This is a genomic window from Microbispora sp. NPDC046933, from assembly GCF_040644635.1.
Taxonomy (GTDB): Bacteria; Actinomycetota; Actinomycetes; order Streptosporangiales; family Streptosporangiaceae; genus Microbispora.
Genome location: NZ_JBEYWW010000025.1, coordinates 47,105 through 73,563 on the forward strand (window position 1 = coordinate 47,105; position 26,459 = coordinate 73,563).

Consider the following 26,459-nt stretch of genomic DNA (forward strand, 5'->3'; position numbering starts at 1 on the left):
CCAGAAGGTCGGGGGCCTGGCACGGCGCGTGCGATCGGGGGCGCGGCCTCACCCTTGACACGGACGGCCTCGCTCTCATCGGGCGGCCACGGACTCGTGGTGGCGCGCGGTGACGGGCTCCACCCTGACACGGCCGTCCGGGCCGATCACGTGCATCTCGCCGAACTGGCTGACCGCCGTGTCCACGTGACGCGGCACCAGGGTGACCAACTCGCCGATCTCGGGCTCGGTCCCCGGGGCGCAGGAAAGCACGAGGTGTTCCTGCGCCGCCGAGGCCGCCACCAGGCCCGCGCTGCCCGCGCTCTCCGCGTGGGGCCGCCCGGCATCCACCTGGATGGCGGTGAGCCCCGCGTCGACGGTCACCCGTCCCGCCGCTGGACGGCTCACCACCCGGGCGAGCACGGCCGCCGCGGCCGTGAACCCTATGTCGCCGAACCTGGCCAGGCTGCGGGCGTCGTTGTAGACCACCGTGCCGGCGCCCACGGTCACCCGTTCGCTCCACGCCGTGGGCGTGGCCAGGATCTCTCGGAACGTGTGGCTTCCGCCCACGACCAGCTCTCCGACCGCGTGCCCGACGGCCTGGAGCGCCTCGGCCAGATCCGTGATCGCGGCCAAGCCGTCGGCCGCCTTCCGCGCCCGCTCGGGCGTTGGCAGGTCGGCCAGATGCCCGTCATAACCGTGCAGGCCGCGCAGCCGGATCCCGCGTCGCGCCAGCTCGTCGGCCACGGCGAAGGCGGCGGCGTGATCGCCCACGGGCACGCCGGTGCGGCCCATCCCGGTGTCGACGTCGATGAACGCCCCGACCGGTCCCCGCCGCCAGGTGCGGATGCCCGCCACGCTGTCGGCCAGCACGGAGACCGCCGCGCCCGGATGGGCGGAGGCGAGCTCGGCCACCCGCCACTGTGTCGGCCCGACCGCCGGATAGGCGAGGAGCACGTCGGCCACGTCGAGAGAGAGCAGGGTGGCCAGCTCGGCGGTGGTGGACGCCTTGAACCTGGTCACCCCGTGCGCGACCAGCCGCTCCATGGCCCAGCGCGCCTTGGCCGTCTTCACATGGGCCCGCCACCTGTCCGGGGAGTGGGCGAGCTTCGTCATGAGCCGGAGATTCAGCTCCACCGCCGCCTCGTCCACGACGAGCGCCGGTGTCCTGACGTCGGCGAACGCGGCCGCGAGCGCGGAAGCCGGCCGGACGCCGAAGCCCGGCCCGACCCGGGACGCCGGCGGCGTCACGACAGCCTGGCCCCGAGCCGGAGGCCCAGCCTGATCAGGGGGGACCCGGGGAAGAAGACCAGCCGCGATCCGAGGCTCGGCCCGTGGACGATCTCGAATTCGGTCTCGGACGTGGCCCGGCACAGCGACTCCCCGGCCGGCGCCGCGTTCTTGACCAGCTCAAGACGGAGACCGCCCTCGTGCGGAGACACCCGGATCCTGTCCACGCCCGGAATCGCGTAGTCGCCCGCGTACGAGGCGAGGACGCCGGGACCGAGATCGGCATACTCGACCTCGTCGGGCCGCCACCCGGTCAGGAGTTCCAGGGCGGCCTCCTTGACCGCTCGGCACAGGCGGCCGCCGTCGTCGCTGTTGGTGAGCACGGCCACGGCGACCCCCAGATCCGGCAGGAGGGTCAGCCTGGTGCAGTACCCCTTGTACGACCCGCTGTGTTCGGCCACCCGCGTGCCGCCCGGAGTGGAGGTCATCCAGCCGAGGCCCTGGTGATCCCCGGCGGAGTCGCCCGGGATCAGGGGTTCGCGCATCGCCGCGCGGCCGGCCTCGGAGATGACGGCGGGGCCGTTCCCGAGGTGGAGACCGGCGAACTTGAGCAGGTCGTCCACGCCCGCGATCACGCCCCCGGAGGGCACGCGCGCTCGCGGGAAGGCGAAGGACTGGATGGGGACGTGCTCCGGAGAACCCGCCGAGGCGCGGCGGTGGGGCAGCGCGACCCGGCCGAGCACGGCGTCCTCAGCCAGGAAGCAGCTCCCCGTCATCCCGAGCGGTTCGAGGACGCGCCGCGACACCGCGTCTTCGAACGATGTCCCCGCGAGCCTCGCGAGCACGGCACCGGCGAGCCAGTACCCAGTGTTGCAGTATCCCCAGATCTCACCGGGCGGGGCGAACTGGCGGAGCGAGCCGTACGCCGACACCACGCGGTCGAGAGCGTCGGCGTCGCGCCCGAACGTCTCCAGATCGCCGCGCAACTCGCTTTCGAGGCCGCTGGCGTGCGTGAGCAGGTGGCGCATGGTGACCGACGCCCGGGCACCCGCGTCGGCGAGGGGCAGCTCCGGATAGTAGGCGACCACCGGCACGTCGAGGTCCAGCACGCCCTCTTCGACCAGGGTCATGGCGAGCGTGGCAGCGAAGATCTTGGTGATGGAGCACAGGCGGAACAGCGTGTTCGTCGTGACCGGGAGCGGATCGGCCACGCTGGTGACCCCGAGCCCGGTCGAGGCGACCTCACCACCGGCAGCCACGCCGAGTGCGACGCCCGGCACCCCGATGTCGAGGCGGTGCTTCTCGGTGGTCTCGGTAAGCGAGGCGAGCAGTTCGGAGGCGGTCGTCATGCGCTGCGTTCCCTTTCTGTCTGTCTCAAGCCCTGTCTGTCTTGATCTCCGGCAGGCTCAGGCGGCGAGCCCGTCGCCGGTGTAGAGGCCGCTGCCCGCCGGTTCGAGGAGCTCATGGGCGCCGCACGCCTCACGCGCGGCGGCTGCGCCGCGTTCGGTGCAGAGGAAGCGGGTGCCGCGGCCGAGGATGGCGCCCTGGTGCCAGATGAGGCACCCGGCGCTGACCGTACTCGTGACCGTACGGCTCACCGGGTCGATCACCGCGATGTCGGCGTCCACGAGGCGTCCCTTGCCGGGCAGCCCGAGGATCCGCGCCGGCGTCCAGGACGCCTTGGTGACGAACTCCCGCAGGGTGAGCAGGCCCCACTCGACCATCGACAGGCCTGCGGACACTGTGACGTTGCGGGGATAGGCGCCGCCGTCGGTGGCCAGCGCGTGGACGTCGAAGTTTCCGTCGGCCTTCCTGGACGAGCCGAGCACCAGCCGGGAGATCGCCGGGTTGACGGGCAGGCAGATGGGCATCCGCGTCTCCGCCTCCTCCCAGAGGGCGACGCCCTCGTCTCCGGAGAGCAGGAGCACGTTGTCCGGCTCCATCCGGGTGACGTGGGCCCAGCCCTCGCGGATCGCGCGGCGCAGGCCGTCCTCGGTGCCGGGATAGCCGGCTCCCTCCAGCCAGGAGCGGACCCGCCTGTTCTTGGGCAGGCCGTCGACACAGGTGCCGTTGGACCCGTTGATCTCCGCCAGGTACGACTCGGCGAAGACGTGCGACGACTTGCGGAGCAGCTCGACAGCGGTGTACGCCTCGGCCCCGGCGTCCTCGACGTCGCCCCGGCAGTAGCTGTTGACGTGGGCGACGTGCAGCCGGTTGCCCCCGGCGAGCTCCAGGGTCTCGCGCAGGCCGATGATGTCGCTCCCGGTCGCGGTGGTGCCGCAGTGGCTGGCGATCCACACACCCGCGCGGTTGCACTCGTCGATGATCATCCCGGTCGGTTCGGGTTCCCAGCCCTTGTCGACGTGCAGCTTCACCCCGATGCCGCCCGCGGCGAGCACCCGCTCGACGGCCCGCCGGATCTCGGCCCTGGTCGGTCGCGCGGGCAGCTGCTGTCCCGGACGGAACGCCTCGACCGCCGCGATGTGCAGCCCGACACCCGACTTCGCGGCGGCGGTGAGGACGCCCGTGACCGGGCCCGACAGGTCGAGGGCGGTCGTCACGCCCGCGCGGGCCAGCATGGCGTGCCCGGCACCGCCGCCGGCATGGTCGGGGATGTGAACGTGCAGATCCACCAGACCGGGGATGACGTATCGGCCGGTGACGTCGATGACCGTGGCGGCGTGCCCGGCCAGATCGGGGCCGACCGCCTCCACCTTTCCCCCGGCGATCGCCACGTCGGCGACCTGGTCGATGTCCGCGGCCGGGTCGATCACCCGACCGCCGCGCAGCAGAATGTCGTACTCCATGCCAACTCCACAAGACTGATGTGGCAGAACGCCTCGACGAGAGACGCCTGCGTTCGGATCCACTCCTCAACGGGCGGCGCGATGGACCACGACGCCGTCGACGATCGTCGCCATGACTCCGGTCCCCCGGACGTCCCCGGCGTCGAGCAGGTCTCGGTCGAGCACGACGAGGTCGGCGTCCATTCCCACAGCGATGCCGCCCCGCCGGTGTTCGGCGTGCGCCGCGTAGGCCGACCCGCGCCCGTACGCGGTGAGCGCCTGCGGCAGGGTGAGCGCGTGGTCCGCGGACAAGGCCGCGTGCAGTGTCATGAACGGGTCGAAGTCCACCACGGGCCAGTCGGACCCGAGGGCGATGACCCCTCCCGAGGTGTGGATCGCGGACATCGGCCAGTTCGCCGCGGCGCGCTCCGGCCCGATCACGCCGTGCCAGTCGTGCGCCCGGTCAGGAGCGGAGAAGGCGTGCGCGGGTTGCATGCTCGCCACGACGTCCAGTGCCGCGAAGCGCTTGACGTCGTCCGGATGGATGACCTCCACGTGCTCGACGCGATGCCGGCGCCGCCCCGCCGCCTCGAAGGCGTCCAGGGCCATTCGGACGGCGCGGTCGCCAACGGCGTGCAGTTGGACCTGCCATCCGCGCCGGTGCGCCTCCACGGTGAACGCGGTGAGCTGTTCCGGCTCGAAGGCGGGCACGCCCCTGCTCTCCTCGCCTTCGTACGGCGCCAGCATCGCGGCCGTCCGGCTCTCGATCACTCCGTCGACGAAGCCTTTGACGATCCCGCCCGTCAGCCAGTCACCGCCGCGGAGCGGCGCCACCAGTTCCTCGTGCTCGTCCAATGTCGTCCGCCAGTCCGCGAGCGACTGCTCGGGCGCCATGGGCAGGGCAATCCTCGAACGCAGCGTCAGTCCGCCCTCGGCCAGCACCTCCCGCCATACCGGCACCTCGGCAGGATCGGTCCGGGCATCCTGGACGGCGGTGAACCCGGACGCGTTCAGCGCCTGTACGGCCCGGCGCAGGGCGCGCTTCAGGTCCTGGTGGGTCGGCTCGGGCATCACCCGGTAGACGAGCCGGCCCGCCTTCTCCTTCAACCAGCCGGTGGGCTCACCGGTCGCCGGATCGCGCACGATCGTGCCGTTCACGGGATCCGGGGTGTGGCGGTCGATGCCCGCGGCTCGCAGCGCGGCGGAGTTCACCCAGTAGCTGTGGCCGTCCATGCAGGTCATCATGGCTGGGCGATCAGGAAGGACCGCGTCGAGCAGTTCCTTGGCGGGTCTGGCGTCCCCCCAGGCGGCGTAGTGCCACCCTCCGCCCCAGATCCACGGCAGCTCCGGGTGCGCTGCGGCGTACTCCGCGATGCGCGCCTGCAACTCCGGGATCGTGGCGGCACCTCTCAGGGCGAGCAGGCCGTCCCACTGGCCGCCGGGGATCACGTGGATGTGGGCGTCGTCGAACCCCGGGAGGACCGACCCGCCCGCGGCGTCGATGACCTCGGTGCGGGGATCGCGCAGGCGCAGCGCCTCGGCGTCGGAGCCGATGGCGGAGATCCTGCCGTCCTCGATCATCAGGGCGGTGGGCGCGTCTTCGGGCCGGGGTCCCGTCGACGCGCCGGGCAGGAACAGGCGGCCGTTGATGATGGTCAGATGCTTGGGGATGGTGCCCATCATTCCTCCTAACGGCGCCGGGCGGTCAGCCGACCAGAGCGATGGCCTCGATCTCCACCGGGGAGTCCATCGGCAGCCGCGCGACGCCCACCGCGGACCGCGCGTGCTCGCCGACGTCACCGAGCGCCTCGATGAACGCCTCGGAGGCGCCGTCGGCCACCAGGTGGTGTTCCAGGAAGTCCGGCCCGGTCGCGACGAACACCGTCACCTTGACGAGCGCGCGGATCCTGGACAGATCGTTCAGCTCGCGCTGCAACGCGGCGAGGACGTTGAGCGCGCACTGCCGCGCAGCCGCCCGGCCCTGCTCCAGCGTGAGTTCCGCGCCGACGCGGCCACACAGCAGGAACTCCCCCTCGCGCGCCGCGACCTGCCCTGAAACGTGCAGCTCGTCACCGCTCCACCGACACGGCACGTAGCGCGCGAAGGGCGCCAGCGGCTCAGGTAGTGCGAGAAATCCGGTTTCCATGCCGACCTCCTGGGCGCCTCACGAGGCTCGCCTCGCGAGCCGTGAAGCCCGAGGCTATCCAAGCCTTGGACTCTTAGTCAACAGTTTGGACTCTTTGTAAATGTTCCGCGGGCCTGGCGTCTCAGCCCAGTGATCAGCCTGCTGTCCGGTGGGTCCACCGGCCGCCCACCAGCGTGCCGAGCACGGTCGGGTGGCGCAGCTCCTCGGGCGTGAGGAGCGACGGGTCGCGCTCCACGATCATCAGGTCGGCCTGCTCCCCTTCCCGTACGGCGGAGCGTCCCCTGGACGCGGCGGCGAGAGCGTCCTGGAGTGAGATGGCCTGCTCGGGATGCCACGGCGGGCGCTCGTCGTCCGTCCTGATGACCGCCGAGGCGATACCGTCCCAGGGGTCGAGCGGTGCGACGGGCGCGTCGGAGCCGAGTTCGAGGGTCGCGCCCGCTGCGAGCAGGTCGGCGTACGCGAAGGCCCTGGAGGTCCGGCCGCACCAGTGGGTGTCGGCGACCTCGCGGTCGTCCGGGGCGTGCGCGGGCTGCACTCCGGCGACCAGGCCCGCCCGCGCGAACCTGGCGAAGTCGGCCGCGCGGACGAGCTGCGCGTGCTCGATGCGCCCAGGGCAGCCGACGCGTTCGAAGGCGTCGAGCGCGATGGAGGAGGCGAGGTCGCCGATCGCGTGCACCGCGGGGTGCAGGCCGTGACGGGCGGCGTGCTCCATGATCGCGGCCAGCTCATCCGGCGGCGTCTCCAGCCGCCCGCGGTCGTCGGAGCCGGGGTACGGGTCGTCGCAGTAGGCGCTGCGGGTGTTGAGCGAGCCGTCGACGAACATCTTGACCGGACCGACTTCAAGCCATCCCCCCGAGCCCTCCACCGTGTCGCCGGTGCGCAATCCCCTGGCGATCGCGTCGTCGAGCGCGTTGCGCGGGATGGAGCAGGCGACGCGTACGGCGACCTCCTGCTCACGGAGCCGCCGCAGCCAATCCGTGACGTTGTCGGCCATCTCGAAGTCCAGCATGCCGGTCACCCCGATCCTGGCGGCGGCGACGGTCGACTCGGCCACCCACCTGTCCAGCAGCTCGCGAGGGGGCGGCGGCAGAGCGACCAGCGCGTTGTAGCATTCCGCTTCGCGAAGGATCCCGGTCGGGTGGTCGGCCCTGCCGATGAGGGCAAGCGCGGCCCCGCTGAACCAGGCCATGTGGAGGTCGTTGCTGATCAGTACGACCGGGTGGGCCTCGGGAAGCAGCGACCTATCCGGCACGTCCGGCCAGAGGGCGTCGCGGAAGCCGTACCCCGTGATCACTTCCGAGGGCGGCCCGGACGGCCGCAGGTGCGGCAGGACCAGCTCGGCGGCCTCTCGCGCGGAACGCGCGCCGCTGAGGTCGATCCGGCGGCGGGCCTGCGCCCACTGCACGGAGTGCACGTGCGCATCCCACAGCCCGGGCAGGACGGTCGCCCCTTCCAGGTCGACGTCCTCGACCGCCTCGGCCCGCGTGTGACCGGCCGTCAGATCGCCGATCTCGGCGGGGCCGGGCGGCTCGTCGAGCACCGCGGTCACCCGCCCCGCTGTGATCAGGATGTGCCGGAGCGGACCGCGGAGCCCGACCCTGGCATTGCGCAGCACCAGGCCGGAACGCTCCTCGGATCCTGAAGGCGCGGGCGGGGAGGCGGCCGAGGAAACCGACGGGGGAACGGAAGGCGTCGACGACGCCGAAGGAGAGGACATACGGCAGACGCTAGGCGGTGTCCTCGCGATCACTCATCGTTGAGAACGGACGTTCCATCCCGGGACTCTTGTGGGCGTCGACGAGAACTCGGCACGCATGTGGAGCAGTCGGAGCTGGAGCCAGATGACGAGCCGCTCGGTCGGATCGGCGAGATCCACTCCGAACAGCTCCTGCAGGCGGCGGATGCGGTAGCGCAGCGTGTTCTCATGGATCGACAGCTCGGCCGCGGCCCTGGCGGCCTCGCCGAACGCGTCCAGGTAGGCCAACAGCGTCACCGCGTGCACACTGGAGTGCGCGGCGTCGTACTCCAGCATCCGCCGCACCGGTTCGAGCAGCCGCTCGGCCGCGGTGTCGCCTCTGTCGACGAGGTCGAGCAGGGCGATCCGGCTGCGCACCTGCTCGTCGGTGGCGACGCGCGTGGCGCCGCCTGCCGTCTCGGCCAGTACGCGGACGACGCGGTCGGCGAGGCGGCGGGACAGGGGCACCTCCTCCAGCCTCGCCGCGAGAGGGCCGATGCCGACGTGCAGATCCATTCCGGTGGCCTTGCGCACGGAGGCCGCGGTGTCGGTGGCGAACCGGACCAGCCGGGCGGGCGGCGTGCCCTCCGGCACGGGCACCAGAGTGTAGAGCACGCTGCGGCTCGTGGTGCAGACGGCCTCGTGGTGCCACGCCTCACACGCGAGGCTGACCAGGTCGACGACGGTCATGACGGAGGCCTCGGCGGCTCCCGGTTCGGGAACCGGCCGCGCGGGGGCGAGAGCCATGATCGACACGGACGAGTCCGCGGGCAGACCCAGCCGCGCGGCCGCGACGGACTCGGAGACGTCGCCGTCGAGCAGGAGGCGCAGCGTCTCCGCGCGTTGCCAGCGCCACGGGTCACCGGGGTCGCGCGAGCGCAGCATGTGCGCCGCCGCGATCCGCCCCGCGTCACCGAGCAGCCGCATAGCCCCCGGGACGACGGGCGGCGCGCCGTCCAGCACCCAGATGAAGCCCAGGAGCTGGGCTCCGGCGCGCACCGCCGTGGCCAGCCGCCGCATGTGCCCCGGCCCGAGGCTGGGGAAGCGTACCGGCCCGTCCGCGCGGAACACCCGGCTGTACTCGAGCCGGTTGGTCGGCCGCTGCGGTGTCTTGCGTCCCAGGATGCCCTGCTTGCGTATCTCGTCGATCTCCTGCCCCGGCACGTTGGAGTACGCGAGCACGTTGCCCTCGGCGTCCTCGATGCAGGTCGCCCCGCCGATCGTGGTGGCGATCGCGTTGGCCAGGGCGAACAGGTCCCCGATGCCGATGGAGGAGAAGGTGGCGGTGGCCGCTCCCGGCCCCGAGATCGCCGCGGTCAGCAGCGCGTCAAGCTGGCGCCACGGGATCCGCGCCGACGCCACGAGAAGCGCCACCCTCGCCTCACGGGCGGTGTCGATGAGCTCGCCGAGCTCACCGCCCCGATCCTTGATGACGACCGCATGGTAGTCATGGGCCCCCGCCAGCCGTACGAGATCGCGGGTCTCCGGAGCCGACGGCCGCGCGCCGACGGCGAGCAGCACGCCCCCGGGGCGGTCGTCGAGCTGGTCGTCCGGGTCGTGCACGACGGGCTCGGCGATCGGCAGGCAAACGTCGGGGGCGTGGACGGCGGAGAGCACGTGCGAGCCGAGCGTCTCCAGCACCTGACCGAGCGAGGGCCGGTACGGGCGCGCCATGGTGCCGTCGGGAATCAGGTCGGTTTGGGACATAAGCGCCCCTTCCTCAACGCGCGGGAGTAAATCACCCTACGACACCGCGCACGACACCCTGTGCCGTCCTCGCGGGCGCCATGCACACGGTCAGCCGCCCGCGACACCGGTCGTCAGAGCGCGCATCGCGTCGGCGAGCGCCGGGTTGTAGTGGACGTCGTCGGTGTCCAGGGCGCGGATCACCCGTTCGACGATCTCCGCCGGCTTGTCCTGGCTCAGCTTGGCCTTGCCCACGACCCTCGACGGCACCAGGCGGAAACCCATGGTCCCGGGGGCGATCCTCCGGGCATACCCCGCCACGTCGTCCATCCGGAACGGTTCGGGTCGCGCGGACTCGAAGTGGTCGACCGTGGCCGAGAGCACCTCGTACGTCTCCTCAGGACCGAGCAGGCGCGGCGTTCCATGCAGGTGAACGGTGACGTGGTTCCAGGTCGGGACGAACGGCCCCGCCTGGTAGAACGTGGGCGAGACATATCCGTGCGGTCCCTGGACCACCAGCGCGACCGGCCGCTCCCCCAGCCCGTGCGCGGCCGGGTCCGTACGGGCGAGATGCCCGACGACGGCGGGTCCAGGCGTCTCCGGATCGGGGATCACCGGCAGATGCGTGACGATGGGCTCGCCCTCCGCCGAGACGGTCACGAGCGTCGCCCAGCCGTGGTCGCGGATCAGCCCCCGCAGTGTCTCGGGGTCGTCGAGCGCGTATATCTCCTGTTCCAGCATGCCAATGATGAAACACCTGTTACACATCTCTGTCAGCGTGGAAGCCGTCAAGCCCCCGCAGGGAACTTTGTAGATCCCGACAAAGCTTGATCTTTAACCTCGCTCGTTGCCGGTTCGCCGAGTTCGAGGGAGATTCAGCCGTCCACGCGACAGCGAGACGGCCTTGGCGTGATCACTGCGTTGCCGAGGACGCTGACGATCACTACCAAGGCCGCGAGGATGAGCGTGCTGAACGAGGCCGACCTGGCTCTCGGAACCCGTCGCGCGCGCCGCCCTGCTGCTCAACCTCGCGCTCCCCGGCTCGGTCTACCTCTACCAGGGCGAGGAACGAGTCGGAGATCACCGAGGACGTCGTCAAACCGCCCCGGCCTACGGCGGCGGCGGGGACCGTCAGGCGACCGCGCGCCCCCAGAGCGTCGCGGCGACGAGTTCGGGCACCAGCGTCTCGGTGAGCAGGACGACGTCCGGGTCGTCGTCGTGGCGGTAGCGCACCGGGAAGCCGTTCCCGGACTGGCTGCGCAAGGATGAGGCCTTGGGCACGGTCGAGGACGCCGCCGCGCTGGTGGGAACGGGTCTGTCCCCCGCCCGGCAGGGTGGGCGGCGCAGGCGGGGCCGTTCGGGTGGCTGCTCGTTGGCCGCCCGCCAGCGATGAGCGAGGAGGCCGCCGATCGGTGGAAGGGTGTCAGCCTTCGCGGCTGGGGAGCATGGCCAGGGCCTGGGAGCGCTGTGCGACGAGGTCGTCGTAAGTGCCGTCGCGCTCGGCCCAGCGGTGCACGAGGACGCCCTTCACGAGGATTTCGTGGGGGGTGGGGTCCTTTGAAAGCAGTTGCATGACCTCGGTGGCGAAGTCGTCGAGCGGCAGCGCGTGCGGGTTCACCTTTTCCTGGCCTGCTGTGGCGACGGCCGGGGGGACGAGCTCGACGACGCCGACACCGGTGCCGTCGAGCTGCGCGCGCAGTGCCTCGGAGTAAGCGTGCACCGCGGCCTTCGACGCGGCGTAGCTGGGCATGGGCGGGAACGGCAGGAAGGCGATGCCGGAGGTGACGGTGATGAAGGTGCCGGCGCCCCGCCGGACCAGGTGCGGGGTGAAGGCGTCGATGACCCGGATGGTGCCGAGCAAATTGGTGTCGATCGTCATCTCTGCCGCTTCGAAGTGCGCGGGGTCGCGCAGGTCCTCCAGGAGCATGACGCCTGACATCGTCACCACGGTGTCCAGCTCGGGGTACCGGGCGAGCACGGCGTCACGGACAGATGTGACGGAGGAACTGTCGGTGACGTCGATGCCGAACGTGCCGAAACCTTCCCCGGCGAGTTCCGCGAGAGCCTTCGGACTGCGGCCGCCAACGGCCACGGTGCTGCCCGCCGCAGCGAACCGCCGGGCCAGCTCCCGCCCGATACCCGAGGTCCCGCCGACGATGAGAACGGTGCGGTTGGAGAGATCCACGAGATCTTCCCTTCAGTCCAGGGCGCCGACGGCGTTCAGGCTCGCGGCACAGACAGTGGTGTTCTCTGTCTCTTTCAAACAGTGATGCCGCAAGTCTTGACGGCATCCGCCGGGTGTGGCAGGGCTCCCGTCTTCCCTGGTCCTGGCAGGGCCCCCTCTGAAACACGCGCACCGCATTACGGTGTCGGTGTGAAGGACGAGGAAGCCGGTAACCAGCTCGGCAGCTACCTTCGTGCCCGGCGTGAGCTGGTCTCCCCGGCGCAGGCAGGACTCCCGCCCGGCGGCAACCGTCGCGTGCCCGGCCTGCGCCGTGAGGAAGTCGCCCTGCTCGCCGGAATCAGTCCCGCCCTACGCCTGGAACGGGGCCGTGACAAGAACCCCTCACCGCAGGTCCTCGAATCACTCGCGCGGGTCCTGCAGCTCGACGAGATCACGGCTGCGACCTGTTCGCCCTCCAGGACGCCGCCGACGACCTCGTCCGCCCGCTGCGCGACCGCCCCGTCCAGGTCGACCGGGAAACTTTGACGCTCGGCTATGCGGGTGTCTGCTCGTCCTTCCTCCGGCACGCCGAGAACGCCGCCGAGCGGGACGCGCTCGTCGCCGACTGGTTCGCTGACCGCACCTCCGGATCCTGAGAACCGGACGCGCAACACGCAGACCTGCGCGTAACCGGCCATCCGCGTTCAGGAGGGTGGTGACATCATCGCCAGCGCGCGATGTAGGGCGTCCGCCACCCGCGCCAAGTTGGCGTCGGGCAGGACCGCGGCGATGTGCGCGTCCGGCCGGATCAACCAGACCTCGCCGGGACGAGTGGTGAAGCCCCCACGAGCGCGCTGGACGGATCGATGTCGTCGATGCCGAGTACGGTGACCGGGCGTGCATACGGTATGTGCCGCGTCGGCCAGCGAGTCCCTGTCACAGCCGTCGGCCACCAGGCTGCTCGGCCAGCACCGCCGACTCCAGACCACGGCCCAGCCGCGTGAACCACCTGTGGCCCGCAGCTCGTGGGCCAAGGCGACCGCACTCGAGTTCGGGCCGCCTCGTGGCGCGGGTGGAGATCTTCTCCGTGAAGATCCACGTGACGCCCGCACCGGCCAAGGCGTCGGGCTGGCCCCTCAACCGGGTGCAGGGTGAGTCCGGTGGGAGATCCATGCCGGCATCCACGAAGCCTTCCTCGGCTTGGCTCGCGCACTCATCTGCCGGCGACGCCTCACCTCATCGCGTTAGGTGCTCTCATCAGCTGGAGCGGACTGATTTTCGAGTGCCGCGGTGGCCAGGACGGCCGCGAGCATGGAGCCGGCCTCGATGCGGTAGTCGTCGGGCATCATCAGGCGGTGAGCCGCCAGGATGTGGTCGCGCGTGGTGGCGGCAGCCACCTCGATGTCGCGGTTCTCGCAGGCCGCCAGGATCTCTTCGTGGTGGCGCCCTGCCGGGCTCTGTCGCAGGTCGAAGTGCATGCGGATGCGTTCGGCCTGACTGGCCAGGTTCTCGATGGTGCGCAGCAGCACCGCGCTGTCGGCTCGGCGGTAGAGGGTCATGTGGAAGCGGCGGTTCAGTTCGTTGAACTCCCGCTGCGGGTTCTCTCCTTCGAGTGACCTGTTGAGCTGCTCGTGCGCCTCGCGCATCTCGACGAGGTCCTCCTCGCGCAGGCGGGGGACGGCGAGGCGCACGGCCAGGGTTTCCAGGTGGATACGCAGCGCGGCGACCTCTTCGGCGACGCGATGGTCGATCCCGGCCACCACGACTCCGCGGTAGGGAAGCCGGTTCACCAGGCCCTCGCTGTCGAGGCGGAGGATGGCCTCCCGTACCGGCGTGCGACTCAAACCCAGGTCAGCGGCGATCTCGGCAGGGTCGAGCCGGTCCCCGGGGGCCAGCTCACCCGAGACAATACGCTCCTGGAGTCGTTCGAACACCAGGTCGGCGGCGCGCCGCTGAATGCTGGTCATGCTCTCTCTTCCCAGGGTATGGCAGGGAACCTACTTGAAGCCGCGTCGTCCCGTGCACAACTTAGCCCCCGACCACGGATCTTGGCACGTCGGGACCTCTTGTCCCCAAAGAATATCCAATGTTTAATGTCCCGGACATCGGCTTAGCCGATCGCCGAGGAGGATGTATGGACCGCAGGAGTTTTCTGTTGGCCGCGGGTCTGAGTGCCACCGGCCTGGTTGCCGCATGCGGCGGTAACCAGGCACGAGATGGGGGCACCACCGCCGACGGGCGGGTGGTGACCAACGTGGGCGTCACCCCCCTCCTGAACGCGGCGCCGCTCTATCTGGGCATCAAGAAGGGTTTCTTCACGTCGGAAGGGCTCGCCGTCACCGCGAAGACGATCCAGACGGCGGCGACGGCCATCCCGTCGATGCTCAAGGGCGAGTTGCAGTACGCCCTTGTCTCGACCGTGCCGGCCATCAACGCCCGGGTACAGGGGCTGCAGATCAACATGGTCCTCGGCAACGATGTCTACGCTCAGGAAGCCAAGGACGACGGCGCGGCGATCCTGGTCCGCGCTGACAGCCGCATCAAGAAATCGGCGGACCTGGCCGGGGCGACCATCGGCGTCGTCGGGCTCAAGTCCATGCCGGAGCTGGCCGTCCGGCTGGCGATGCGGCAGGCGGGCGCCGACCCCGGCTCCGCCCAGTTCGTCGAACTGCCGTACCCGGAGATGAACTCCGCGGTGAAGCAGGGACGGGTGGACGCCGTCCTGTCGGCCGACCCCTTCCTTCAGCAGGGCCTCGACCAAGGCCTGCGCCAGGCCTGTGCGCCGTACTCGGAGGCGCTGCCGAAGGTGACGGGGCTGACCTGGATCGGCGCAGGGCCTTATCTTCAGGAGCACTCCGACGTCGCGCAGCGCTTCGTGAGAGCGATGACCAAGTCGGTCCAGTACGCGGCGGAGCATCCCGACGAGGTGAGGGCCGTGGCTGGCACGTTCACCACGATCCCTGCCAAGGCCCTCGCCGGTATACGGCTGCCGATCTTCGACCCACGGCTCGAGACGGCCCAGGTGGAAAAGATCGCGAAAGCCATGGTGACCGAGAAGTTCATCACCAAGGAGCCCGATCTCAACGGGCTGGTGCGTGCATGACGGTCACCGGTACCCGTGAGCGGGTGGCCGTCCCCACTCCACGTGCCCGGAGCATGCCGACCGGAGCCTGGGGCGCCAAGGCGGGGTTCGTCGTGGCCGTTCTCGCGGTGTGGGAGATCGGCATCCGGCTCGGGGACTTCGGGGCGATTCCGGCGCCCACCGTGCTGGGCAAGGCCCTGGTCGATCTGATCGCCGAGGGCAGGATCGCCGCTCCGGTGCTGGACACACTGACTTCGTGGGCGCTGGGTCTGCTGGTGTCGGCGGCGATCGGCGTACCAGTCGGGCTCGTCCTGGGGGTCAGCACCAGCATCTATAGGCTCTGCCGTTTCCTGCTGGACTTCCTGCGGACCATCCCGTCGCTGGCGTTGGTGCCGCTGGCCGTGCTGCTGTACGGATCCGGCCTGGCCAGCAAGACGCTACTGATCACCTTCGCCTGCGTCTGGCCGATCATGCTGCAAACCGTCTACGGCGTCCGCGACATCGATCCGGTGGCGGAGGAGACCTGCCGTTCTTATCGGATCCGTCCGGTCCAGCGGGCACTGTTCCTGATCCTTCCCAGCGCCGCCGGCTACCTGGCGACCGGACTGCGCATCGCGGCCGGGGTCAGTCTCCTGCTGTCGCTCAGCGCGGAGATCATCATACCGGCTCCCGGCATCGGTCAGGAGATCACCATGGCCCAGCTCGGCGGCGCGGTCCCCACCATGTACGCCTGGATCGTCGCGGCCGGTGTGCTCGGCATCGTGATCAACTTTCTGTTCGCCCGGGTCGAGCGCCGGGCTCTGCGCTGGCACCCGTCCCAGCGGCAAGGAGGCGGGCGATGACCCGGATAATGCGCATCCTCCGGACGCTGGCGTGGGAGTTCAGCGTTCCCCTGGTGCTGATCGTGCTGTGGTGGATGCTCTCCGGGGCCAGCGGTTCGCTGTATTACCCGCCGTTGTCACGCATTCTCACCCGGTTCCATGAGTTGTGGTTGTTCGAGCGGTTCACCACAGACGCCCTGCCCAGCGTGACGAACCTGGCGGTCGGATACCTCTCCGCCGCGACCATCGGCATCGGGCTCGGGGTGGCCATGGGCCTCACCCCCTGGCTGAGGGAGACGGTCAACCCAGCCGTGCAGTTCCTGAGGGCGCTGCCGGCCGTGGCTCTGCTGCCCCTGGCCATCCAGTTGCTGGGCATCGGCTGGTCGATGAAGGCGGGCGTCATCTTTTTCGGCTCGCTGTGGCCCATCCTGCTCAACACCATCGACGGCGTCCGTTCCATCGACCCGCTCGTCAACGAGGTGGCCCGCTCCTATCGCATCACCCGCCGTCAGCAGGTGCTGCGCATCGTCCTGCCCGCCGCCGGCCCGCAGATCTTCGTCGGGCTGCGGGCCAGCCTCTCGGTGGCCGTCATCCTGCTGCTGGCCAGTGAGCTGGTCGGCTCCACATCCGGCATCGGTTTCTTCGTGCTGCAGGCCCAGCGCCAGTTCAACATCACCGACATGTGGGCCGGGATGGTCCTGCTCGGCGTCCTCGGCTACCTGCTGAATCTGGGGTTGCAGGCGATCGAGCGCCGCGTCCTGTCCTGGCACCTCGCCAGTCGCCGGAAGAACCGTCCAGAGGCGCGTTCACAGACCAAGAAGGAGTCCGCCGTTGACTAGCCCAACCTCCGCCACCGCGGCGACGCCCTTGCTCTCGGTCACCCGCCTCGCCAAGTCCTACGGAACCGGCCCCGACCGCAGGCAGATCCTCGCCGACGTCGAGTTCACCGTGGGCACCGGCGATTTTCTCACCATCGTCGGTCCGTCAGGAGCCGGCAAGACCACTCTGCTGCGCTGCCTTTCCGGCCTGCTGAAGCCCGATACCGGAGACATCCGACTGTCGGGGACGCCTGTGGATGCACCCCCGGCCGGAATGGCGCTGGTGTTCCAGGACTACAGCCGCTCTTTGCTTCCGTGGATGTCGGTTCTCGGCAACGTCACCTTTCCCCTACGCAGCAAGGGACTGCGAGCAGCCGAACGCGAGAGCAGGGCCCGCGAAGCCCTGGCCGCGGTCGGTCTCGCATCCTCGGCTCGGCTATATCCGTGGCAGATCTCCGGTGGCATGCAGCAGCGGGTCGCCATCGCGCGGGCGCTGGCCTACGAGCCGCAGATCTTGGTGATGGACGAGCCGTTCGCCTCCGTCGACGCGCAGACCAGGGCCGATTTGGAGGACCTCGTGCTCGACCTGCGTGACCGGCTGGGCATCACGTTCCTCCTGGTCACTCACGATATCGACGAGGCGGTCTACCTTGCCGATCGCGTCGTGGTGCTCTCCGGCGCACCGACCACCGTCACCGCCGTTGTGCCCGTCGATCTCGGCCGACGCCGCGACCAGGTCGACACCAAGGCACGCCCGGAGTTCGTCGAGCTCCGCAGCCAGGTCTACCGGCTCATCCGCGCAGCCTCCCATGACAAGGACCCCAAGTGACTCTCTTTCTCACCGACGCCGACGTCAGGGCCGCTTTCGACTGGGCGACCTCGATCGCGGCACTGCGCGCGGCGTACGCCGCGCCGATGGATGAGGCAGGATTCCCCCCGCGGGTCATGGCGCGAAGCGACGGCCTGTGGCTGCGTACCCTGAGCGGTGTCATGGGCGACGGCAGCCTGATGGGCGGCAAAACGATCGCCGCCTCCGTGCGCCATCGCCGTGCCTCCTACCTGATCCAGTTGTTCGACCAGGAGACCGTCGAACTGGTGGCCCTTCTGGACGGCAACGCGATCACCGGCTTCCGCACCGCGTCGACCTCGGCGCTGGCGGCCGACGTGCTCGCTCCCGCAGGCCCGCTGAACGTCGGGGTGATCGGTTCGGGATTCGAAGCCCGGCATCATGTCCGCGCGCTCGCGGCGGTGCGCGAGCTGTCGTCGGTGACGGTGTTCAGCCCCAATCCGAACAGCCGGACCAGATTCCTGGAGCACCTGGCCGATCTCGGCCTTTCGATGAGAGCGGCCGACAGCGCTCCAGCCGCGGTCGCCGGCGCGGATCTCGTGGTGTGCGCGGCGCGTTCGAGCGACGAGCGGCCCACGCTGCGCGCCGAGTGGCTGGAGGCGGGGATGACCGTGGTCTCGATCGGCTCGACCCTGCCTGAACAGCGGGAGGTGGACACCGAGGTGATCGCGCGGGCGGGTCTCATCGTCGCCGACCAGATGGACGAGGTCGTCAACGACACCGGCGACATGATCGCCGCAAAGCAGACCGGGATCGTCTTCGCCGACAGGCTCCGCTCGCTCGGCGACGTGGTCTCGGGACGGGTGCCCGGGCGGAGGTCGGCCGAGGACATCGTGGTCTACAAGTCCGTCGGCGGCGCGGTCCAGGACCTGGCGGTCGCCGCGATGTGCGTCCGTCGCGCCGTCGAGCTGTCGATCGGCACCGTGCTGCCGGTCGGCATCAACCCGGTCGCCAAGTGATCTCTCAGGAGCAGACCATGCGCAGACAGCTCACCGACGCGTCCCTGTTGAAGAGCGCCGCCTACATCGACGGACAGTGGGTCGGAGAGGGCGAGAACGGAACGCTGACCGTGGACGATCCATCCACCGGTGAGGCGATGGCCACGCTGCCCAAGATGAGCCGCCGGCAGACCACTGCGGCGATCGAGGCGGCGAACCGAGCGTTCCCCCGGTGGCGGGCGCTGTCCGGCAAGGAGCGGGCCGCGGTCCTGCGCCGCTGGTTCGATCTGATGAACGAGCACGCCAAGGACCTGGCCACGCTGATCGTGCTGGAGGAGGGCAAGCCGTTCGCCGAGGCCATGGGCGAGGTGCACTACGCCGCGTCCTTCCTGGAGTGGTTCGCCGAAGAGGCCAAGCGGATCCGCGGCGACGTCATGGCCGCTCCGGAGCGCACGCGGCGGATCGTCGTCCTGAAGGAGCCCGTCGGCGTCGTCGCCGCGATCACTCCGTGGAACTTCCCGGCCGCGATGATCACCCGCAAGGCGGGTCCCGCGCTGGCCGCGGGATGCACGATGGTGCTCAAGCCCGCGGAGCAGACGCCGCTCACGGCGCTCGCCCTCGCCGAACTGGCCGAGCGGGCGGGCGTTCCGGCCGGTGTGTTCAACGTAGTCGTAGGCGATCCACGTGAGATCGGCCCTGAGCTCACGGGCAACCCGCTGGTCCGCAAGGTGACGTTCACGGGGTCCACGGAGGTCGGCAGGCTGCTGCTCGCGCAGTCGGCCGCCACGGTGAAGAACACCTCGATGGAACTCGGGGGAAACGCGCCGTTCCTGGTGTTCGACGACGCCGACCTCGACGCCGCCGTCGAAGGGCTGGTCGCGACCAAGTACCGCAACACCGGGCAGGCCTGTATCAGCGCCAACCGCGCCTATGTTCAGGACGGCGTGTACGACGAGTTCGCCCACCGCCTCGCCGAGCGCGTCGGGCGCCTCGTCGTCGGAGACGGCTTCGACGCAGGTGTCCAGCAAGGCCCCCTCATCGACGCGGACGCCGTGGAGAAAGCCGAGTCCCATGTCGTGGACGCCGTCCAGAAGGGAGCGACCGTGCTGCTCGGCGGCACAAGACATCCGAATGGAGGCAACTACTACAGTCCGACGGTACTGGGAGACGTCACGGCAGGGATGACCATCACCCGGGAAGAGACCTTCGGCCCGGTGATCCCGCTCCTGCGGTTCAGCGACGAGAGCGAAGCCGTCCGCATGGCCAACGACACCGAGTTCGGCCTGGCCGCCTACCTCTACACACGTGACGCCGAACGCATCTGGCGGGTCAGCGCCGCGCTGGAGGCGGGGATGGTCGGCGTCAACACCGGCCTGATCTCCAACGAGGTGGCACCGTTCGGCGGAGTCAAACAGTCGGGACTGGGCCGGGAAGGCTCCATCTACGGCATCGAGGAGTTCCTCGAATCCAAGTACCTCGCCTGGGAGAACGCGGCGGCCCTCTGACCGCGCCCCGCACCCCATCGAATTCTCTCCCACCAGATCAAGGAAGTGTTTCCATGGCCAGATACAACCGATCCGAGGCTCGCGAATGGGCACGTGAGCACTTGGTCGGAGTCGTCAACTGCACGATCCCGTCCTTCAGCAGCGACCTGAAGAACATCAACGAGAAGGCGATCCGGCACGACACCCGGCTGGCGATCGAGCACGGTTTCGCCGGCACGCTCGGGGTCTCCGAGGTCGCGATCACGCTTCCCGAGTACCTGGACTTCCTGCGCATCATCAAGGACGAGGCGGGCGACGACCTGCTGCTGGTGCACCATGGGAGCTGGAGCAACCTCGAACAGAACCTCGAGGCGGTACGCGGCGCCGAGGAGGCCGGAGCCGAACTCGTCTTGCTCTCCTACCCGCCGAACTTCTATCCGGAGACCGAAGAGGAGATTTACGACTACACCAAGGCGGTCTGCGACGCGACCGACCTGGCCGTGATGCTCTTCCCCATGTACCTGTGGGGCTTCAGCCCGCGCATCCACCCCTCCGACATGCCAGTGCGACTGCTGCGCAGACTGATCGACGACTGCCCCAACATCGCCGCGATCAAGGCCGAAGGCGGCTTCCCCAGCATTCAGAGCGTCATCGAATGCCAGCGGCACTTCGGCGAGGAGGTCGTCATCTCGATGCCCATCGAGGGCGAGCTCATCCCCCTTTCACAGATCATGCCGATTCAGTTCTCGGCCACCAGCGACCATGAGTACTACGGCCCCATGATCCCTCACGTGTTCGACCTGCTGCGTGACGGCAAGTTCGACGCGGCCGCCGAGGTCTACTGGCAACTGCACCCAGCCCGCAAAGTCAAGTCGGCCCTGGCGGCCACGCTGCACGGCGGCGCGTTCATCAACCGGCAGGCATGGAAGTTCCAAGGCTGGCTGCAGGGCTACAACGGCGGCCCTCTCCGCCTGCCCACCCAGCGGATTCACGACGCCCAGATGCACGCACTGCGGAAGGGCCTGATCGACGCCGGGCTGGAGCCCAGTATGGATCCCTTCCGCGAGTTCTTCATCGGCCGCAATCCCACCCAGTGAACAGGAGAGGGTACGTGATGCTGGACCGCAGCGATCCCGAAGGCGAGATCACGAAGGCCGCCGCCGCGTACTCCAACTGGGGACGCTGGGGCGAAGACGATGTGCTCGGCACGGTCAACTTCATCGACGAAGCCAAGCGCCGCGAAGGCGCGGCGCTGGTCAGGCAGGGCGTCTCGTTCTCCCTGTCGCAGTCCTTCGACACCAATGGCCCCCAGAAGGGCTGGCGGCGGCGTACCAACCCGGTGCACACCATGACGGACACCGGTTTGGACGCGGTGCACGGAGGCCAGGGTTTCCCGCATGGATTCGGCGGTGCCGACGATGTGATCGCGATGCCGTTGCAGTGCTCCACGCAGTGGGACGGCCTCGGCCACATCTTCGACCACGGCAACGCCTGGAACGGCCGCCGCGCCGACCGGGTCGTCACCAGCGAAGGCGACCTGGTCACCGGCATCGAGCACATGGCGCCGCACATCGCGGGCCGCGGCGTGCTGCTGGACGTCGGTCGCGTCATCGGTACCGATGGCGAGCTCCCCGACGGCTTCGCCATCACCGAGCAGCACCTGACGGCCACCGTCGAGGCCCACGGCGTCACCCTCGGCACCGGCGACATCGTCTGCGTGCGCACCGGCCAGCTCGCCCGCGCCCGCCGGGACGGCTGGGGCGACTACGCCGGCGGCCCCGCGCCCGGCTTGTCGTTCACCACCGCCGGCTGGCTGCACCGCACCGAGATCGCCGCGATCGCCACCGACACCTGGGGCTTCGAGGTGCGCCCCAACGAGTTCGAAGACGCCTTCCAGCCGCTGCATCAGGTCGTCATCCCCAACATGGGTCTGCTCATCGGCGAAATGTGGAACTTCGAGGCCCTCGCCGAGCACTGCGCGACCGACGGCGTCTACGAGTTCTGGCTCACCGCCGCCCCGCTGCCGGTCACCGGAGCGGTCGGCTCCCCCGTCAACCCCATCGCCGTCAAGTGAGGACTTCCATGGCCATGGCAGACAACCCGCTCTCCGCCGATCGTTTCCGCACCCGTCCCGTCTGATCAGGAGCCGTCATGCGTTTGGCCACCTTTGAACACCAGGGTCATCGCCGCGGCGGGATCGTCGAGGGTGACCGGCTCCATCCGTTCCCCGAGGGCACGGATCTGCTCGACCTCGTCTCCGGCGGCGCCATCCCCGCCACCGGTGCCGCCGTGCCGCTGGCCGAGGTACGGCTGCTGCCGCCGATCGAGCCACGCTCGGTGCGTGACTTCGTCGCCTTCGAGGAGCACGTCGAGGGCGTCCGCCGCAGCGTGAGCGGTGCGGCGGGCGTCCCGGACGCCTGGTACGAGGCGCCGACCTTCTACTTCACCAACCCATACGCCATGATCGGTGCGCATGAGGAGGTGGCGATACCGCCGGGCTGCGCCGCGTTGGACTTCGAGTTGGAGGTCGCCGTCGTCATCGGGCGCCAAGGTGGTGACCTGTCCCCCGAGCAGGCCCGCGACCACATCTTCGGGTACACCATCTTCAACGACTGGTCGGCCCGCGACCTGCAGTCTCGGGAGATGCAGGTCGGGCTCGGCCCCTGCAAAGGCAAGGACTTCGCCACCACGCTCGGCCCATGGCTGGTCACCGCCGACGAACTGGAGCCCTACCGCGACCCCGATGGTTTCCTGCGCCTGGCCCTGACCGCGGAGGTCAACGGAAAGGTGGTCGGCGCCGATCTGCTGTCCAACATGGGCTGGACATTCGAAGACATGGTCGCCTACGCCTCGCGCGGCACCGAGGTCCGCCCCGGTGATGTGCTGGGCTCGGGCACCTGCGGCAACGGCGGATGCCTGGCCGAACTGTGGGGACGGTGCGACCGCCGGGACCCTCCGCCGCTCAAGCCCGGCGACGTCGTCACCCTCACCGTCGAAGGCATCGGCACGATATCCAACACCGTCGCCCCCGGCCTCCCCGAACCGCCCCCGATTCCGTTCGCCCGCGAACGTCCCCGCACCCGTCCGGGAAAGCCAGTCGTATGAGCGGCCGGCTGAACGGAAAGGTGATCGTGGTCACCGGCGCCGGCCGGGGGCAGGGGGCGGCCGAGGCCAGACTGCTGTCCGCCGAGGGCGCGACCACCATCGGCGTGGACGTGGGCCGGGCGCCGGCCGAGGACCTGTCCGGGGTGCACTACCGGCGACTGGACGTCACCGACCCGTCGGGCTGGACGGCTCTCGCCGAGGAGCTCCGTTCATCGCACGGCCGGGTGGACGGGCTGGTGGCCAACGCCGCCATCACCTGGCGCGCCCGGGTCACCGAGCTGGAGCCCGCCGATCTGGCGCGCGTCCTGGATGTCAACGTCACGGGCGTACTGCTGGGCATCCAGGCCCTCGCCCCCTTGATGACGGCGGGCGGCTCGATCGTGTGCGTCGGTTCGGTGGCGGCGCTGACCGGCCACTTCCCCACCGCCTACACCACCAGCAAATGGGCGCTGCGCGGCCTGGCCAAGACCGCCTGCCTGGAGCTGGGACCGCGGGGTATCCGGGTCAACACCGTGCATCCGGGCTACATCGAAACGCCGATGACCGCCTCGGCGGCACCTGCGTTCCGGGATGCGAACGTCGCCGAGACCCCACTGGGGCGCGCCGGGACGGTGGACGAGGTCGCACCGCTGGTCGCCTTCCTGCTCAGCGACGAGGCGTCCTTCATCTCCGGCGCGGAGATCCCCGTCGATGGCGGCATGACCGCCCACGGCGGCGTCAAATCCATCCGTGACGCAGTCTTCAAGGAGGAGATATGAGCCGCCTGACGGGCAAGATCGCCCTCATCACCGGCACCGCGAGTGGGCAGGGGCGCGCCGCAGCCCTCCTCTTCGCCGCTGAGGGCGCCACCGTGGTAGGCACTGATCTGGACGCCGACGGCGCCGCCGGAACAGTGGAGATGGTCCGCGCGGCCGGGGGCCGCATGGACAGCACCCACCCCCTCGACCTGTCCGACGAGGCGGCGGTCAAGGCGTGGATCGACGAGGCCGCCGCCCGGCATGGCGGCATCGACATCCTCTACAACAACGCCGCCGCCACCCGCTTCTCGCCCCTGACCGAGACCAGCTACAAGGACTGGTCGTTCACTCTGCGCAACGAGCTGGACACGGTGTTCCTGGCCACCAAGCATGCCTGGTCGCACCTGATCGCCCGCGGTGGTGGCAGCGTCCTGCTCGTCGGTTCCACCGCAGGCATCACCGGCTCGATCACCAACCACCGCGTCGCCCACACCACCGGCAAGGGCGGCATCGTGGCCATGACCAGACAGCTGGCCGCCGAGGGCGCCGCCCACGGCATCCGTGTCAACTGCGTCAGTCCGGGCATGATCCAAACGCCCGCCAGCGCGAACACCCTCCTGGCCGACGACCATCCCATGCGCACCATCGCCCGTCATATCCCCCTCGGCCGGATCGGTGCTCCGGAGGAGGTAGTACGGTGTGCCCTGTTCCTGGTCAGCGACGATGCCTCCTACGTCACCGGTGCGAACCTCGTCATCGACGGCGGCTGGTCCGCCGTCCTCCCCGGCGCCTCCTAAAGCGAAACAGCTTGAACACCCTGAACGGCCCCCCAAAGGTGGTGCTCCAGGTAGCGGCCGGACCCCCGGTGATCACGGCGCCACTCGGTATCCCAATACCTGGCATGGACGGCACGCAGATGACTCAGCGCCATTCGGAGTTCCTCGACCAGTTGAGCGCGTTCATCTCCAGCATCCGGCACCACAGGGCAGAGCCGGTCAAACCGGCGCTCGGCCAGCGCATCGAGCGCGACCTCATCCCGCCGTCCAATGACCAGAACCGGACCGGCCCCCGGATGCAAAAAAACCTACGTAGGCATCCGCATCATCGGCCAAGTGGTGCCCGGCTGCGATCGCGACAGCTGGTATCCCGATGTCGTGCCCACCGAGATTTCGAATCGGGCGAGGTAGTCTGGTCCAATCTCATGGACCCTCACGCAGCTGCGGCGCTCCTGGGCGAAGCCGAGCAAGAGTAGACCCGTTCAGCTAACTCTCGTCCACGATCTCGGTCGAGGCCCAGCCGCCGGCGTCCCGAGTGACGATCCAGCGTCGGCCCGCGGATGGGGTCACTCTCAGGAGGGAGCCGCGGGACGGTCCTCCAGGGTGACGCCGGTTACGGGACCGCGTTCATACTGTCGGCGCCATGAGAAAGAGCGGAACACGGATCATGGTCGCGGCTCTGGCGGCCGTCACGGTCATGACGGCGGCGCCCGCCGCGACGGCGGCCGCGAGCGCGGGGGACACCGCCCTGGACGGCGTGTGGCAGACCGACGGCTACAGCACGATCATCACCGTCCAGGGGGACCGGCTCCGGTACTTCGACACGACGGCGATCAGCTGCCTGCCGGGCGTCATGTCGGCCAGACGGCAGGGCGCCCCGGGGTCGTTCGTCGCCGACGACGGCTCCCGCCAGATGACGATCAAGCTCCGGGGCCGGGAGTGGGCACGGCTCCGCTACGTGGGCGCCGTCGGGGAGATCGGCCTGCGCCGGCTGCCCGCCCTTCCCACTCGCTGCTCGGTGAAGGCCCCCGCGGCGGACCCGGTCACGGTGTTCGACGTCTTCTGGACCACGTTCGCGGAGAACTACCCGTTCTTCGCGACCAAGGGCGTCGACTGACAGGCGGTGCGCGACCGGTACCGTCCCCGGATCGGCCCGAACACCACCGACGCCGAGCTGTTCGGCGTGCTGAGGGACATCCTGAAGGATCTCGGCGACGCCCACACCGCGCTGCGCGCCGGAAAGGACGAGTTCGCCCGGCCGCTGCGTCCCGGCACGAGGCCGCTGGACGGCCTGCCGGCCTTCATGGCCCTGAACAAGCGGGTCCTCGATCTCGTGGAGAAGCACGACGTCAGGAAGCCGCTGACGACATGGGGCCGGGGCGTGATCGGGTACGCCGACCTGCCGGGCGGGTTCGGCTACCTGAGGCTGGCCGCCTTCGACGGGTACGCCGACGGCGGCTTCGCGGCCAACGCGAAAGAGCTGGACCGCGCGCTGGACGAGATCTTCACCCCCGACCGGACCTCGCGCCTGAAGGGCCTCGTCCTCGACGTCCGCCTCAACTTCGGCGGGTACGACGCCCTCGGCATCCAGCTCGCCTCCCACCTCACCGGCCGGCCGTACGCGGCCTACGCCAAGCAGGCGCGCAACTCCCCCTCCGACCCCACCCGGTTCACGCGGGCGCTGCCGACCTGGGTGCGTCCGGCCGCGGGTTCTCGCTACACCGGGCCGATCGCCCTGCTGACCAGCCCGTTGACCATCAGCGCCGGGGAGACGTTCAGCCAGGCCATGACGGCCCGCACCCCGACCCCTCGGCGGATCGGCGACGCCACCCAGGGCGCGTTCTCGGACTTCCTCTGGCGCACGCTGCCCAACGGCTGGACCTTCGCCCTGCCCAACGAGCGGTTCCTCACCCGGCGGGGGACCAGCTTCGACGTCACCGGCATCCCGCCCCAGGACAGGATCGCCGACACGCTCAGCGACGAGGAGCTCGCGGCCGGCCGCGACGCCGCCTTCGACCGGGCGCTCGCCTACCTGCGCACGGCCGGGGGATCCGGCCGGTGACCCGCCTCGCGCGCCGTCCGGTACGCGGCTGCCTCCCGTCCAAGTGGACGCGAAGGTCGCCCA

General features: G+C 69.9%; 27 protein-coding genes. 16 read left to right on the forward strand and 11 right to left on the reverse strand.

Annotated elements, in window-relative coordinates; translation table 11 throughout:
* Positions 1 to 75: 75 nt before the first annotated feature.
* From ABZ857_RS29465 to ABZ857_RS29510, 10 genes are all read right to left on the reverse strand, one after another.
* A complete protein-coding gene (locus ABZ857_RS29465; protein WP_357048923.1) occupies positions 76 to 1,230 on the reverse strand; it encodes an alanine racemase in 1,155 nt (384 codons plus the stop codon).
* Entirely contained in the window at positions 1,227 to 2,558 is a 1,332-nt protein-coding gene (locus tag ABZ857_RS29470) for a serine hydrolase domain-containing protein (RefSeq protein WP_357048926.1), read from the reverse strand. The genes ABZ857_RS29465 and ABZ857_RS29470 overlap by 4 nt, the downstream gene beginning before the upstream one ends.
* Positions 2,559 to 2,615: 57 nt before the next feature.
* Complete coding sequence (locus ABZ857_RS29475) at positions 2,616 to 4,016, reverse strand: amidohydrolase family protein (RefSeq protein WP_357048929.1); 1,401 nt, start codon at positions 4,014 to 4,016, stop codon at positions 2,616 to 2,618.
* A 66-nt stretch (positions 4,017 to 4,082) separates the two neighbouring features.
* The gene (locus ABZ857_RS29480) at positions 4,083 to 5,678 is read right to left on the reverse strand and encodes an amidohydrolase family protein (RefSeq protein ID WP_357048931.1); all 1,596 of its coding nucleotides are present in this window, start codon (positions 5,676 to 5,678) and stop codon (positions 4,083 to 4,085) included.
* A gap of 22 nt (positions 5,679 to 5,700) precedes the next feature.
* A complete protein-coding gene (locus ABZ857_RS29485) occupies positions 5,701 to 6,141 on the reverse strand; it encodes a RidA family protein (RefSeq protein ID WP_357048934.1) in 441 nt (146 codons plus the stop codon).
* A gap of 133 nt (positions 6,142 to 6,274) precedes the next feature.
* A complete protein-coding gene (locus ABZ857_RS29490) occupies positions 6,275 to 7,858 on the reverse strand; it encodes an amidohydrolase family protein (protein WP_357048937.1) in 1,584 nt (527 codons plus the stop codon).
* 33 nt (positions 7,859 to 7,891) lie between these two features.
* A complete protein-coding gene (locus ABZ857_RS29495; RefSeq protein ID WP_357048940.1) occupies positions 7,892 to 9,583 on the reverse strand; it encodes a helix-turn-helix domain-containing protein in 1,692 nt (563 codons plus the stop codon).
* A 90-nt stretch (positions 9,584 to 9,673) separates the two neighbouring features.
* Complete coding sequence (locus tag ABZ857_RS29500) at positions 9,674 to 10,303, reverse strand: FMN-binding negative transcriptional regulator (RefSeq protein ID WP_357048943.1); 630 nt, start codon at positions 10,301 to 10,303, stop codon at positions 9,674 to 9,676.
* A gap of 390 nt (positions 10,304 to 10,693) precedes the next feature.
* Positions 10,694 to 10,825, reverse strand: coding sequence for a hypothetical protein (locus ABZ857_RS29505; RefSeq protein ID WP_357048946.1), 132 nt, complete (start codon positions 10,823 to 10,825; stop codon positions 10,694 to 10,696).
* Between the two features lie 160 nt (positions 10,826 to 10,985).
* Positions 10,986 to 11,747, reverse strand: a complete 762-nt coding sequence (locus ABZ857_RS29510) for an SDR family NAD(P)-dependent oxidoreductase (RefSeq protein WP_357048949.1) — start codon at positions 11,745 to 11,747, stop codon at positions 10,986 to 10,988.
* Positions 11,748 to 11,936: 189 nt separating this feature from the next.
* On the opposite strand from ABZ857_RS29510, the gene ABZ857_RS29515 reads away from it, so the two are divergent.
* Positions 11,937 to 12,272 carry a helix-turn-helix transcriptional regulator gene (locus ABZ857_RS29515; RefSeq protein ID WP_357048953.1) on the forward strand — a complete coding sequence of 112 codons (336 nt, stop codon included), beginning with the start codon at positions 11,937 to 11,939 and terminating at the stop codon, positions 12,270 to 12,272.
* Entirely contained in the window at positions 12,269 to 12,382 is a 114-nt protein-coding gene (locus ABZ857_RS29520) for a hypothetical protein (RefSeq protein ID WP_357048956.1), read from the forward strand. The genes ABZ857_RS29515 and ABZ857_RS29520 overlap by 4 nt, the downstream gene beginning before the upstream one ends.
* 588 nt (positions 12,383 to 12,970) lie before the next feature.
* Here ABZ857_RS29520 and ABZ857_RS29525 read toward each other — a convergent pair.
* The gene (locus ABZ857_RS29525; RefSeq protein WP_357048959.1) at positions 12,971 to 13,693 is read right to left on the reverse strand and encodes a GntR family transcriptional regulator; all 723 of its coding nucleotides are present in this window, start codon (positions 13,691 to 13,693) and stop codon (positions 12,971 to 12,973) included.
* A gap of 167 nt (positions 13,694 to 13,860) precedes the next feature.
* Here ABZ857_RS29525 and ABZ857_RS29530 point away from each other — a divergent pair, with 167 nt between their 5' ends.
* The 14 genes from ABZ857_RS29530 to ABZ857_RS29595 all read left to right on the forward strand — a co-directional run bounded on the left by ABZ857_RS29530 (position 13,861) and on the right by ABZ857_RS29595 (position 26,396).
* A complete protein-coding gene (locus ABZ857_RS29530) occupies positions 13,861 to 14,829 on the forward strand; it encodes an MqnA/MqnD/SBP family protein (protein ID WP_357048961.1) in 969 nt (322 codons plus the stop codon).
* Complete coding sequence (locus ABZ857_RS29535) at positions 14,826 to 15,650, forward strand: ABC transporter permease subunit (RefSeq protein ID WP_357048964.1); 825 nt, start codon at positions 14,826 to 14,828, stop codon at positions 15,648 to 15,650. Before ABZ857_RS29530 ends, ABZ857_RS29535 begins: the two co-directional genes overlap by 4 nt.
* Entirely contained in the window at positions 15,647 to 16,468 is an 822-nt protein-coding gene (locus ABZ857_RS29540; RefSeq protein ID WP_357048967.1) for an ABC transporter permease, read from the forward strand. Before ABZ857_RS29535 ends, ABZ857_RS29540 begins: the two co-directional genes overlap by 4 nt.
* Before the next feature lie 28 nt (positions 16,469 to 16,496).
* A complete protein-coding gene (locus tag ABZ857_RS29545) occupies positions 16,497 to 17,276 on the forward strand; it encodes an ABC transporter ATP-binding protein (RefSeq protein WP_357048970.1) in 780 nt (259 codons plus the stop codon).
* Entirely contained in the window at positions 17,273 to 18,253 is a 981-nt protein-coding gene (locus tag ABZ857_RS29550; RefSeq protein WP_357048973.1) for an ornithine cyclodeaminase family protein, read from the forward strand. The genes ABZ857_RS29545 and ABZ857_RS29550 overlap by 4 nt, the downstream gene beginning before the upstream one ends.
* Before the next feature lie 17 nt (positions 18,254 to 18,270).
* The gene (locus ABZ857_RS29555; protein ID WP_357048975.1) at positions 18,271 to 19,737 is read left to right on the forward strand and encodes an NAD-dependent succinate-semialdehyde dehydrogenase; all 1,467 of its coding nucleotides are present in this window, start codon (positions 18,271 to 18,273) and stop codon (positions 19,735 to 19,737) included.
* Between the two features lie 53 nt (positions 19,738 to 19,790).
* Positions 19,791 to 20,813 (forward strand): dihydrodipicolinate synthase family protein, encoded by a 1,023-nt coding sequence (locus tag ABZ857_RS29560; protein ID WP_357048978.1) that lies wholly within the window; start codon positions 19,791 to 19,793, stop codon positions 20,811 to 20,813.
* Between the two features lie 17 nt (positions 20,814 to 20,830).
* A complete protein-coding gene (locus ABZ857_RS29565; RefSeq protein ID WP_357048981.1) occupies positions 20,831 to 21,790 on the forward strand; it encodes a cyclase family protein in 960 nt (319 codons plus the stop codon).
* Positions 21,791 to 21,867: 77 nt separating this feature from the next.
* Positions 21,868 to 22,821, forward strand: coding sequence for a fumarylacetoacetate hydrolase family protein (locus ABZ857_RS29570; protein WP_357048984.1), 954 nt, complete (start codon positions 21,868 to 21,870; stop codon positions 22,819 to 22,821).
* On the forward strand, positions 22,818 to 23,579 hold the full coding sequence (locus tag ABZ857_RS29575; RefSeq protein WP_357048987.1) for an SDR family NAD(P)-dependent oxidoreductase: 762 nt from the start codon (positions 22,818 to 22,820) through the stop codon (positions 23,577 to 23,579). The genes ABZ857_RS29570 and ABZ857_RS29575 overlap by 4 nt, the downstream gene beginning before the upstream one ends.
* Positions 23,576 to 24,355, forward strand: coding sequence for an SDR family NAD(P)-dependent oxidoreductase (locus ABZ857_RS29580; protein WP_357048990.1), 780 nt, complete (start codon positions 23,576 to 23,578; stop codon positions 24,353 to 24,355). Before ABZ857_RS29575 ends, ABZ857_RS29580 begins: the two co-directional genes overlap by 4 nt.
* Before the next feature lie 104 nt (positions 24,356 to 24,459).
* Entirely contained in the window at positions 24,460 to 24,810 is a 351-nt protein-coding gene (locus ABZ857_RS29585) for a hypothetical protein (protein ID WP_357048992.1), read from the forward strand.
* Positions 24,811 to 24,977: 167 nt separating this feature from the next.
* Positions 24,978 to 25,451: a hypothetical protein gene (locus ABZ857_RS29590; protein WP_357048995.1), complete on the forward strand. Its 474-nt coding sequence runs from the start codon at positions 24,978 to 24,980 to the stop codon at positions 25,449 to 25,451.
* Between the two features lie 6 nt (positions 25,452 to 25,457).
* Positions 25,458 to 26,396: a S41 family peptidase gene (locus ABZ857_RS29595; protein ID WP_357048998.1), complete on the forward strand. Its 939-nt coding sequence runs from the start codon at positions 25,458 to 25,460 to the stop codon at positions 26,394 to 26,396.
* The last annotated feature ends 63 nt before the right edge of the window (positions 26,397 to 26,459 follow it).